Source organism: Virgibacillus sp. (assembly GCF_013393565.1).
GTDB classification, from domain to species: Bacteria; Bacillota; Bacilli; order Bacillales; family Amphibacillaceae; genus Virgibacillus; species Virgibacillus dokdonensis.
In genome coordinates this window covers 38,484-50,708 of the sequence record NZ_JABXHF010000003.1, presented here as the reverse complement: position 1 = coordinate 50,708, position 12,225 = coordinate 38,484, and the positions used below count along the sequence as shown (strand labels likewise).

Here is a 12,225-nt window from a genome sequence, read left to right as displayed (position 1 = left end):
AGATCTCTACAAGCTATGTATGGTTATTCTATTGATTTAAAATGGGGTTCGTACTTGTAAATTTCTCGTTCTTTAAATTTCATAAAACATCATTCCATTTTTTGATAAAAGAATGTGTCTAATAAACGTAATTGATATTTTTCTGGGTGAAATATTTGTTCCGTGCTACCGACAAATAAAACACCATTTGTATTTAAGGATTCACTAAAACGTTGATAAACGCTTTCTTTTGCTTCATCAGTAAAATAGATGAGAACATTTCGACATATGATTAAGTCAACATTATTTGGATATGTATCAGCTAGTAAATTATGCTTGCGAAACGTAACTTGCTCTTTTATATTAGGAGATAGATGATATAGTCCATGTTGATTCGTGAAATACTTTTGAATAGATTTTGCTGGTAATTCTTTTAAAGCCTGTTTTTGATAAATGCCTTGCTTGGCCTTGCTTAAAGCAGCTTCATCTATATCTGTTGCCATAATTCGATAGGAAGCTCTAGGAAAATGCTCTGATAGCATAATGGCAAGACTGTACGGCTCTTCTCCTGTAGAGCATGCTGCACTCCAAATTGTAAACGAAGGTTTTTTCACCAATGCTGGCATAACTTTAGTTTGTAAAACTTCCCAACGTTTGGGATTACGATAAAATTCAGATACATTTATTGTTAATCGATCCACAAATTCGTTTAGTAATGCTTGATCTTTACTTCATCCAATAAATCTCCTAACCCTAATCCGTGGGACCCTGAGATTGGAAATGGTTCACCAAACCCTAGTGCATAGTATTCATAAATTGTTTCTCTCATTTCTGGGTTATCGACTTTATTAACCCCTAAAACAACAGGCTTGTTTGATTTATATAGCAATTTTGCAACTTCTTCATCTGCAGCGGTAATACCTTCTCTGCCATTTACTAAAAAAATAATGACATCTGCTTCATCAATTGCTACTTCAGCCTGCTGGCGCATTTTCACTAAAAGTGGCTCGTCTCCAACTTCAATCCCTCCTGTATCAATAAGATTAAAACGGGTAGTAAGCCATTCCGCTTCAGCATAAATCCTATCCCTTGTCACCCCAGGAATATCTTCAACAATGGATATGCGCTCGCCAACTAATCTATTAAAAATAGTTGATTTTCCAACATTTGGTCTTCCTACTATTGCTACTGTTGCTTTCCTCATGAAAGGAACACCCTTTCTTTCACATCTTTTTTGCGTTTTTAATTTTTTATGTTTGTTTTAACTTTTTGGCAAACGGTTGATTTGTAGTTATAGTAAAACTTCATTCAATAGTCGCCTTTTCTTATTTCCTGCAAATTTTCCATAACCAAGGTGAAATTTAAAGGTCTTTGTACATATAAGGTTGAGGTATTTTCATCCCTTACTTTAAATTGTTGTAGAACAATTCTTCATTTTTCGAAATAGGACTGTTACAGCACCTTCTATGTAAGGCTAATTCATAAACCAACGTTTATGTAATAAGTTTCTTACTCTAAGTCCTTGCCCTACAAATCGGTTGTATCTTTTTGCCAACTAGTTTGAACAATCTCTATCATAGCAAAAGTAAAGCATACGCACAATTATAATAATAGCCTATCAATGTTTTACGATAATAAATAACTCTTCACTTAATTCATGAGCAATCCCGTCCGTAATTGCTTCTAAATTAGCAGATATATCCTCTGCTTCTTTTCGAGTTTCACAGATGAAAATTGGTGCGCCACCTTCAACAATGGAAGAATTTGTTGTAATGACAGCTAATATAGCCTTTTCTATTTCCATTTATTCGTCTCCCTTTCGATGTACTTTTTGGAGTTAATAGTATAAGCAATAACGGTAGCGTTCTTTCGCCATAAAGAGTTGGGCGATAAGTGTCAAGTTTTTCTTGTAAAAGCGGATTCAGATGGCATGCGTATGGCGCTTTCCAGTATGGGGACAGATCCAATAACTTTTTTTGCTTTTTTAACATCTCTTATTTGTGGTAGTATAAATATTCCAATTCGTCCATCATCTAAATCCCGCTTAATTAACGGAGTCAGTGCTGGAGTTCCTGAATCTCTAAATACGCCTAAAGTTACGGAAACGTCGTGCAAGATGGCTTGTCGTTGTCCCAAATTCGCAATTGTAGTTATGGTATTAATATTATTAGGGGTGAGAACAAAGCCTAAACCGTATTTTAAAATTTCTTCCTGTCTTTCAGGTAAACCAATATTCATAATATAAATATTGTCCACATATAAACCAGCACCCTTGAAATGGAGTGGGTGATGATCTATTTGTACAATATTTTTCATTGTTTTACCGCTCATTAAAATCATTGAAACAGTAACAGAGCATATCGCTGCAAATAATGCTACATAAACATTAAATATAATAAATGTTAATGTAGTTATAAAGGAAGTAAAAATAACTAAGTAATTCCTACTTTCAAACGAAATAGCGATACCCTCAATATAAGTCTTTCCCCTTGGTACTAATTCAAAACTATCAACTTCCGTTAGTGTGTTTCTTTCCATATTTCTTACTTCCCTAAATTGCGTTGCAGCAACAGTCAAAAATGTAACCGCCGTAAATTCTAACTCCATAATGGCTGGAATGGCAACAGAGCCTAGTGAGGCAGCAATAAAACCTAAAGACACGTGAATCACTTTTCCATGTAAATAAGTAGGATATTGCCTATAATCGGTTCTTAACATTAAAATACGTGCTAAAGTTCCAATGATTACTCCAAATAAAATTGGCATCGTATACTCATTCATTAGCTTTCCTCCAGTAGTTTTCCCGTATATAAGCGATTAAGTTCTCTATATTTTCATCCCATGAGAGTGATCTCTAAAATCCGAATCGATCAATATTAAAACGATATACATGGTTAGTATGTCACAAATTTATTGTTTTACTATATAAACAGTACAGAGAAAAAAACTAATGAGGACTATAAAAACGGTCGGCAAAGCGCGTAGATTTTTAGGTGAGTACTTTATTTGGAGGAAAACTTTTTTTGCAGTAATTGGAAGTTAAAATTTATTCTAAGCAGGCGTAATGACATATTGACCAATTTAAGTAATCTCATTAAAAAGACGCTTCCATAGATAGAAAGCGTCTTTTTAACTAGTTTATATGTTACTACAGACATTTGTTATTTATTGTTTATATTTATCTAATTTATCACCAATAAAATCGCTTATATGAAAACCAGATTGGTCATCGTCTTTTTCATATTGACTATATTCTTTTTCTTCTTGTTCTTGTTCTAATTCTCTAATACTTAAAGAGATGCGTTCTTCTTTTTCATTAACATCAAGTACTTTTACTTTCACCGGTTGTCCAGGTTCAAGAACTTCCTGTGGTGTACCAATATGACGTGTGGCGATTTGTGAAATATGAACTAAACCTTCTACTCCTGGCTCAATTTCGACAAAAGCACCAAAGTTTACTAAACGTTTTACTGTTCCATCTAACACATCTCCTTGAGAAATACGTGTCCCAATTCCAGACCAAGGACCAGGTAAGGCATTTTTTCTCGATAGAGAGATTCTCTCACTATCTGGATCTACAGACAAAACTTCTACTTCTATGCTGTCACCTTCTTGTATAACATCAGAGGGATGTTTCACATGCTCATGAGCTAATTGTGAAATATGAACTAAACCGTCTACTCCACCAATATCCACAAAGACCCCAAAGTCAGTAATACGTTGTACGGTGCCTTGGATAACTTGTCCTGGTTCTAATGATTTAAGCAATGACTGTTTCTTTTCTTGTAATTTTTCTTCTTCAACAGCTTTATGAGATAGAATAACTCTATTTTGATCACGAACAAGATCAACTACTTTAACTGTAAGTGTTTTATCCTTATAATTATTAAAGTCTTCAACATAATATGTCTCTACTAAAGAAGCTGGGATAAACCCACGTAGTCCGACGTCAACAACTAAACCGCCATTGACAACTTCTTTTACTTGCGTCTCAAAAACTTCTCCACTTTCAAACTTCTCTTGAAGATCCTTCCAAGCTTTCTCAGCATCTACAGCTTTTTTGGATAAGATAACATCATCTTCTTCGACTTTCTTTACTTTTAATGTCAATGTGTCTCCTTCACTTACAACGTCACTAGCAGCTTCAATATGAAGATTGGAAAGTTCACCGATTGGTAAAATCCCTTCCGTTTTGTATCCGAAATCAACGAGTACTTGTTTATCTTCCACTTTTACTGCTGTTCCGGTTACTGTATCTCCTACAGCTACATTGATTTGTTCATTGTTTGCTTCTTCATTCATATCCATAGCCCTCCTAAAATCTTATGAAATCCCAAATAACTTTTATGTAATAAGCTACTTAAGCTTTCTACCAACTAAAAATAATCTAAAATAAATGCAGTAAAATAATATTCCTTTTTTATAACTTCTAACAATTATAATTATTTGTCAAGTAATGTAGTTTTATTTATTAAGATCTAATAATTTTTGAATTTCTTCCATAATCAAATCTGCTGTTTCTTGAGCGGTTGCTTTTTTTGTTTTTCGACATTCGTCCATAGGGATAGGTTTTCCATAGATAACCTTTAACTGTTTAAATGGTTTATAATTACCGATAATGGCACAAGGAACAATAGTTGCATTGGAGCGTAAAGCAAAAAAACCAGCCCCAGCAAGTGGCTTACTTAATTCTCCAGTCCTACTTCTTGTTCCTTCTGGAAATAACCCTAGTGTATGGCCTTCTTTTAAAATTTGCAACCCTTTCCTTAAAGCATTTCGATCACTCATGCCCCGTTTTACTGGAAAAGCCTGAATACCTATTAATAATTTCCCTAGTAAAGGATTATCAAACAACTCCCCTTTAGCCATAAAATAAATACTTCTTGGAGAAGTGATTCCCACGACTGGAGGATCATAATTAGAAATATGATTGGAACAAATGATAACAGGGCCTGTTTTAGGGACATTTTCTTTCCCGATTACTTGAATACGAAAAAGTGGATAAAAAATAATAGAGACAACCCATTTTGCTATACGATACAAGTTCATTCTTTATTCTCCTCCTACTAAATGTCTTTCGCTATGAGGAGTATGCGTTCCGCAACTTCTTGAATGGACAAAGAAGTTGTATCAATTTCAATGGCGTCCTTTGCTTTTATTAACGGCGATGCTTCTCGTTTTGAATCGATCTCATCTCTTTGTTCTATTTCTTTTTTTAGTTCGTTTAAGTCAGCATGAATTCCTTTTTTAATATTTTCTTCATATCTTCTTTTCGCTCTTTCTTCAACAGAAGCAATTAAAAATATTTTTATATCTGCATTAGGAAGTACATGCGTTCCAATATCACGTCCATCCATTACAACTCCTCGATGTTTAGCAAGCATTTGTTGACGACGTACCATTTCTTCTCTAATCTTAGGATGTTTTGCAACATATGATACGTTATTTGTTACTTCATTTGATCGAATATCATAGGTTACGTCTTCCTCATCGACAAAAACAAGTTGCCCACGGCTATTTTGCTTTAACATGATATCAGTGCTCTCTAATAATTCAATAAGCGCCTCTTCGTTATTAACATTAACAGAATTCTTCAACGCTTTCCAAGTAAGTGCTCGATACATTGCTCCTGTATCAATGTAAATACATGATAGCTTCTCAGCTACAGTTTTTGCTACAGTACTTTTTCCTGCTGCTGCAGGTCCATCAATGGCAATAGTTATTAATCTCTTCATAAATGGTACCTATTCCTCTCCAATACATTTATCCTGAAAAAACTTGGCTATGCCAAGTATATGTGAATAATTATAATAAAAAAAATGCACCAATAATAGCATGTCAATGTTCCTAGTTTAAGAAAGAAGAATTATCGCCAAGACCTTTACGGCACATGCTTATACTAGAAATCTAAATTCATCCATCATCTTGTATATTAGAAAAGATTATCTGTTTATACATATTTTGAACAAGCCCTACTAAATAATAACATATTCATTTTAAAATGGTCCATTCCAAGCTTATTTTTTTATTATGCCATAAGATTGATCAAATAGCTGTTTTTTTCTTGCTTCTCGTTGCTTTTCAAAACAAAATCGTATCAAAAATTGCTCCATTTTAGTATCTAATGTTAAAAATTGAAAAGAGGCTATAGTAATTTTGTTATTTTCCTTCTTTTGATGCACAAGCTTGGCACGTATATTTGGGTACAAAAAAGCCCCTTTAGACATTGGTAAAACTAGCCATAATTCTGCTATTTCCCCAAGAATAGACTGGTTTTTAGGTACGATTAAAGACAAACCTCCGGCACCAACATCATTGGTTACTGTAATAAACGGTGGGAAAAGGTTTTGGTCTGAATGTACCGCAACATCAACAGCTGTTTCCACTCGGATAAAATTTCGTCGCTGAATACGATGAACGTTGTCAGGTTTTTGAATTGCTAAAGAAGGAATCTTACCTTTTATTTTGGTTATTAATTTAGAACGAAATTTATAAATCACTTCATCATCTCCAACAAAAGTGACTTCAAATACCGTTCCTTTTGCAAAGACAGCTGTTTTTTTTGACTTTATATTTACAGGAAAATCAATAAAAATATATTGCTCATTTTTATCAATTAATTTACACCGGTATTGGTTTGCCTTATCACTTCCTTTTTTTTTGGATTGCATGACTTCTAATTGAAACATCGTTCCTATTTTCATTATAACACTCCTCGTATTGTATATTTAGGCGTAATAGCGGTCTATTTGCATAGTTCTTTATGCCTATTATTGCAGAAAAATAAAAAAAGAGGAAGACATATTTTGTCAACCTCTAGCATAATTAACTTCTGAACCACTTAATTTTTCTATTTGTTCTTCTCGTCCATCAATAGCATTGATAAAAATACGGTATGTTTCATTTCCCATGGTTCCTAAAAATTCATATGTTAACACTTCTTCACCAAGATCATTGTCAATAACAGCTAAATATTCTTCTTGAATATCAACATTTGGATTAACCATTTCTCTTGCTTCATCTACACTGATTTTAGGTTCAACTTTTTCCCTGTCACCATGATTCATAAAGTAATCAATAGCTGTTAGACCGAGTATTTCTCCATTATCTAATGCTACTTTGACCTCTAACGCATCGGAATAATAGCGGATACCGGCTTTATTATATAAGAAAGAAAATGCTCCGATATCTCCATACTGAGCGCTTTGGAAAACAGTCATATCTTCAAATTGGTTCTTTTTTAAATATTTTTCTGCTTTCCTCATAGCTGCATTTAAACTGATCTTCTTTTGTTTTATAGGCCTATTAATTAATAGGGTAAATGGATGGCCACCTTTTTGAGATAAATCTAAATAGCCACTTTCTTCCCCATTTTGATAGGAAATACTATATACAGGGACCTCTGCTCCCTTTCCGCTTTCAGTAATTCGAAGTTTATCTTTATCTTTTACGCCTAAAAGATTGCTCGCTTTTGTAAGAGCATTCTCTTTTGTCATTTGATTGCCTGTTAAAAATTTAAATTCGTGGTCTCGTACTGTTTTATTTGATGTAGATGCATTACCGCCTCCTTCAGTAAACCCATCCACTTTTTTCTCTACCGTTTTAAAACCATCAATTATCGTATTATCCATCTGCTGATCTTCATTAGCTAAAGCAAGCTGCACGTCCATCCAGCGTAAGTTGTTTTCTAGTGTTGTATGTTGAACTTTTCTTAGCTCATCTTTAATTTCACCCGATTGCTTGTATAGCTTTTCTAAAGCTTTTGTTTCCTGAACTGATAATGGTTCTTTTTTTAAATCACGCACTGCCGTACGGTAGGTAAACTCCCCAATATTAGCTAAAAATTCTTCTGTCTTATTAAATGGTAATAATCCTAGTGGTAATTGCCCAACATCAGATAATGCTTCCGAAGTAATTCGCCAAATTTCAACAAGTTGCGGCGATAATTGTTGATTAGAGTTCATAGCTAAAGCAGAGCCAATCTTATCGTTTAATACGTCAACTCTGTAGGTTAAATCATGAAATGCTCGCTGATATGTGTTTTCAGCTTGAATGAGAACCGCGTTTTTTTCTTGATGCTCCTGATACCCCCAAAACCCTGTTCCTATAACGCCTATAGCAAGTACGGCAATTAGTATCCAGCGGATCATATCCTTTCACACCTTTCTATTTCGCAAATATATGCTTTCCGATTTTTTTAATTTGTGGTCTTGTCCAAATCCAGCCTGATGTTGCAGTATCTGGATTAAAATAATATATAGCATTTCCAGATGGATCCCAACCGTTAATAGCGTCTAACACTGCTTCCTTCGCAGTCTCATTAGGTGTTAACCAAATTTGTCCATCTGCAACAGCGGTAAAAGCGCGTGGTTCAAAAATAACACCGGATACAGTATTTGGAAATGTAGCACTCTCTACCCGATTTAGAATAACGGCTGCTACAGCTACTTGGCCTACATAAGGTTCTCCTCTTGCTTCTCCATGAACAGCATTTGCCATTAACTGTATGTCGTTTTGCGAGTACCCTTGCGGTACATTGACAGCAGTGTTACTTCCTTGATCGCCCTGCCCTTGATTATTATTTGTTTCACCTTTGTTCTTACTAGTAGATTCTTTATTTCTCTTTTCGCCACCATAATGCGTGAATTTTTTACCTTGATTAATTTGTTGCTTTACATAGTTTTCATCATATTCACTGGCCTTTGTAAGTTTTTGTTTAGTATCTTGCCCAGCTAATCCGTCTATCCCAAGCCCAAACTCATATTGGAAATTGCGTAATGCCCAATACGTCCCCCATCCAAATACACCATCTATCTGTCCGTTATAAAAACCTAAATATTGTAATCTTGCTTGTAATTCAATTACATCATCACCAACAGCGCCATGTTGAATTACTTGAGAACTAAATGCATGCGCTGTTTTTTCCGTCTGTATTACATTCATTCCAAGAAATAAAAAACTGATAAGGCATAATATAATTGTCAGTTTTTTCTCCATCATACACTTCCTCCTGCTATTCATGGTTTTGTGCTGTTAGTTTCCGTTATAATAATCATTTTATTCATCTGATACTTTATATCTGGAAATCAACTAAATAAAAGGATAGCAAGAATTCATGAACAACAAAAAACCTCTATCACTTAATGGATAAAGGTTCAATGTTTACTTTAATCTATCGTTAAATTGCATGGTTTTCTTTCTTTTTTTCGCAAGTTTTACGTAAAGCATGTGGTGACAGATTAGCAATTTTCATTCTATGTAATGCGATAACCCATAAAAAAATCATGAATGGTACTAAAACAACAACCCAATTACTAGAAACTATTGTAAGAATATAGTGATATATGGCGTGTAGTACATACGGTATAAAAAATGCTAAGAAAATATTGCGGCGTTTATGTAAAGAATATATTTTAGCTTTTCCAAAGTAATAGCCCATAATTACACCAAATAAAGCATGTGAAGATACAGGGAAGAAAGCCCGAATAAAGGCATAATTAATTCCGTTAGTAAATAAGTATAAAATATTTTCTAATGTTGCAAAACCAAGACTTATAGCAACAGCATATACAATACCATCATAATGCGCATCAAATTCAGCATGATGATAAATAGCGTACATGAAAATAAACCATTTAAAGAATTCCTCTAAGAGCCCAACAAGCAAAAACGATTCACTAACTGGATGATTAATAATACCTTCTGCTTGAAAAACATATTGTATAAACATGATAGGGAAAACTAACAACATTCCAAAAATAAAGTTTCTCGCAATTAGAGTTATTGGTTCAGAGAAACGGTCTTTTAAATAAAAAAATGACATTAAAGCCAAAGCTGGCGCAACACCAGCAGATAATATAGAAAACATAGCTCCCCCTATCCTTTCCCGTTAGTAAACCTATATCATGTGTGAGCAAATATCATTCATTTAAATTCAATTAGTAAGCTCTATTTCAATAAAACTAGCACGGTCTATACAAATTACACCACTAAATATATAAGTGCTCACACAAATGATATGAATATGATTAATTTGGGATTAAACAGCAAACAATGCAGTTATATCTCTCTGTTCACTAGCTAATCCAACCATTAATTTTATACGAGCTTTTTTACTGTCATAATCTCTTCCCAAAATAACACCAGCTTGTTTTAAATCAAAGGTACTTCCCTTATAATCATACGTGGTGTATACTTCACCTTCAACTGCAGAAGTTGTAATAACTACAATGATTCCTAATTTAACACAACGTTTAATTTCGGTCATCATTCCAGGCGATACTTGCCCTCTACCAACACCTTCTAAAATAATGCCATCTACCTTAGCTTCTCTAGCTGCTCGGATATATTTGTCGTCTGCTTGCATATAACATTTAATAATGTCAACTTCAGGTATCATATTTGTCAATTTATAGTACTCATTTCCAATCGGTTTTTGAAATATATGTACAGATTCGTTATCTATAATTCCTAAATATCCAAAACCAAACGAATTAAACCCCTGTACATTGGAAGCATGCTCTTTTTTTACATAACGAGAATGAAATATTCTTTCATTAAATACGACAACAACACCAACATTGTATAAATCCTTACTAGACGCAGTTAAAACAGCATGTTTAATATTAATAAAAGCATCTGTTCCAACTTCTCTCGGTGATCGCTGTGAACCTGTAAACACAATAGGCTTTTCATGATTTGTAATTAAGTTCATAAAATAAGAAGTTTCTTCTAATGTATCTGTTCCTTGGGTAATAACAACACCTGAAACTTGATCATTCGCTAAATGCAGATCTATTCGTTCTTTTATAGCTAATAAATCGTCAAACGAAAGATGCATGCTGGCTTTTTGTAGCATGGATTCGACTTGTAAGTCAATATGTTTAGGTATATCACAGTACTGAACAATCTCTTCACCTGAGATGACACCAGATTGCAACAGCCCAGTATCTTCTTTTTTTTCGCTTGCGATGGTGCCTCCAGTAGCAATTAGTATCACCTTTTTATTTTTCAATGATTTACACCTACAATCTAGCATATTCTAATTAATCTAATAGTAGCATTTTCATCTTATTTCTTACAAGAAAACATATAACTTTTCGGGTGAAATGTTTACACAGAACGGAAGAACGAGCTAAAGTGAATGCTTAGAAAATGACCTTTAAGAGCAGTATTAAAAATGAATGAAAACAGAGTGAACAATTGCGTTAGTTTAATTTTGATGAAATAGACTGAGCAATTGCTTCTCCATGAAAACGCCCATTTTCAATAAAAATTTTGTTATTATTAAATCCAGCAGCTACCACTCCAGCAATGTAAACGCCAGATATATTTGTTTCATATGTTATTTCATCATAGTTGGGCACACCTGTCGTATCATTCACTTCTATACCTGTGGAAGTAAGTAATGAAAAATCAGGATGATAGCCTGTCATTGCAAATACAAAGTCATTTGACAAACGATATGCTTGTTGATTGACTTCGTAAATTAATGAATTATGAGTGATTTCACATATATGTGCATTAAAAATCATATTTACTTTTTCTTTTCTTACAAGCGAATCAAACTCAGGTAGTATCCACGGCTTTATACTATCTGAATATTTACTCCCGCGATAGAGTACCGTAACATGCGCACCAGCTTTGTGAAGCTCCATTGCTGCATCTACAGCTGAGTTTTTTCCACCAATAACCGCTACATTTTTACGAAAGTATGGGTGAGCTTCTTTGAAATAATGTGATACTTTAGGAAGTTCCTCGCCAGGTATACCCATCATATTTGGCTGTCCATAATAACCAGTAGCTATCACTACTTGCTTTGCTTTATATGCTTGTTTTGTCGTAACAACACGGAAATCATCATCCATTCGTTCCACTTTTGTTACTTGCTCAAATGTATGAATTCTCAACTGTTTACGTTGTGCTACAGCACGATAATAAGAAAGTGCTTGATTACGTACTGGTTTATGCTCTTCTGTAATGAAAGCAACGTCCCCAATTTCCAATCTATCACTTGAACTAAAGAATGTTTGATGTGTAGGGTAATGATAAATAGCATCTACAATATTTCCCTTTTCGATAATTAATGGTTGTATACCTAGATTTTGCAATTCAATTGCGGCAGACATTCCGCATGGTCCTCCACCAATGACAATCACTTTTTCTTGTTGCATAGCATAAAACCCTTCTTTCTATTTTGCAATTATACTTATTTTTATGTATTGAAATGTTGTAATAATGGTTAAC

12 protein-coding genes and 1 pseudogene are annotated in these 12,225 nt (G+C 34.1%); all 13 read right to left on the bottom strand.

What is annotated here, in order from left to right; all coding sequences use genetic code 11:
• Nucleotides 1-89: 89 nt before the first annotated feature.
• Nucleotides 90-680, bottom strand: a complete 591-nt coding sequence (locus HLX49_RS01405; protein ID WP_296360588.1) for a CheR family methyltransferase — start codon at nt 678-680, stop codon at nt 90-92.
• A 26-nt stretch (nt 681-706) separates the two neighbouring features.
• Nucleotides 707-1,183 (bottom strand): annotated as a pseudogene (locus tag HLX49_RS01400) (GTPase); the annotation flags it as partial.
• A 414-nt stretch (nt 1,184-1,597) separates the two neighbouring features.
• On the bottom strand, nt 1,598-1,783 hold the full coding sequence (locus HLX49_RS01395) for a capping complex subunit for YIEGIA (RefSeq protein WP_073004188.1): 186 nt from the start codon (nt 1,781-1,783) through the stop codon (nt 1,598-1,600).
• Between the two features lie 92 nt (nt 1,784-1,875).
• A complete protein-coding gene (locus tag HLX49_RS01390) occupies nt 1,876-2,760 on the bottom strand; it encodes a YIEGIA family protein (protein WP_077703656.1) in 885 nt (294 codons plus the stop codon).
• Nucleotides 2,761-3,144: 384 nt separating this feature from the next.
• Nucleotides 3,145-4,281: a 30S ribosomal protein S1 gene (gene rpsA / locus HLX49_RS01385; protein WP_296360586.1), complete on the bottom strand. Its 1,137-nt coding sequence runs from the start codon at nt 4,279-4,281 to the stop codon at nt 3,145-3,147.
• 162 nt (nt 4,282-4,443) lie between these two features.
• The gene (locus tag HLX49_RS01380) at nt 4,444-5,028 is read right to left on the bottom strand and encodes a lysophospholipid acyltransferase family protein (RefSeq protein WP_077703654.1); all 585 of its coding nucleotides are present in this window, start codon (nt 5,026-5,028) and stop codon (nt 4,444-4,446) included.
• A 17-nt stretch (nt 5,029-5,045) separates the two neighbouring features.
• Nucleotides 5,046-5,714: a (d)CMP kinase gene (gene cmk / locus HLX49_RS01375; RefSeq protein ID WP_296360584.1), complete on the bottom strand. Its 669-nt coding sequence runs from the start codon at nt 5,712-5,714 to the stop codon at nt 5,046-5,048.
• Between the two features lie 282 nt (nt 5,715-5,996).
• On the bottom strand, nt 5,997-6,683 hold the full coding sequence (locus HLX49_RS01370) for a flagellar brake protein (protein WP_296360582.1): 687 nt from the start codon (nt 6,681-6,683) through the stop codon (nt 5,997-5,999).
• Nucleotides 6,684-6,788: 105 nt separating this feature from the next.
• Nucleotides 6,789-8,129 carry a germination protein YpeB gene (ypeB, locus tag HLX49_RS01365; RefSeq protein ID WP_296360579.1) on the bottom strand — a complete coding sequence of 447 codons (1,341 nt, stop codon included), beginning with the start codon at nt 8,127-8,129 and terminating at the stop codon, nt 6,789-6,791.
• A gap of 16 nt (nt 8,130-8,145) precedes the next feature.
• Nucleotides 8,146-8,979 (bottom strand): spore cortex-lytic enzyme, encoded by an 834-nt coding sequence (gene sleB / locus HLX49_RS01360; protein ID WP_101933902.1) that lies wholly within the window; start codon nt 8,977-8,979, stop codon nt 8,146-8,148.
• Nucleotides 8,980-9,157: 178 nt separating this feature from the next.
• Nucleotides 9,158-9,847, bottom strand: coding sequence for a glutamic-type intramembrane protease PrsW (gene prsW / locus HLX49_RS01355; RefSeq protein WP_073004202.1), 690 nt, complete (start codon nt 9,845-9,847; stop codon nt 9,158-9,160).
• Between the two features lie 171 nt (nt 9,848-10,018).
• The gene (locus HLX49_RS01350) at nt 10,019-10,993 is read right to left on the bottom strand and encodes an asparaginase (protein ID WP_237342728.1); all 975 of its coding nucleotides are present in this window, start codon (nt 10,991-10,993) and stop codon (nt 10,019-10,021) included.
• A gap of 193 nt (nt 10,994-11,186) precedes the next feature.
• On the bottom strand, nt 11,187-12,152 hold the full coding sequence (locus HLX49_RS01345; RefSeq protein WP_077703649.1) for a YpdA family putative bacillithiol disulfide reductase: 966 nt from the start codon (nt 12,150-12,152) through the stop codon (nt 11,187-11,189).
• Nucleotides 12,153-12,225: the final 73 nt, after the last annotated feature.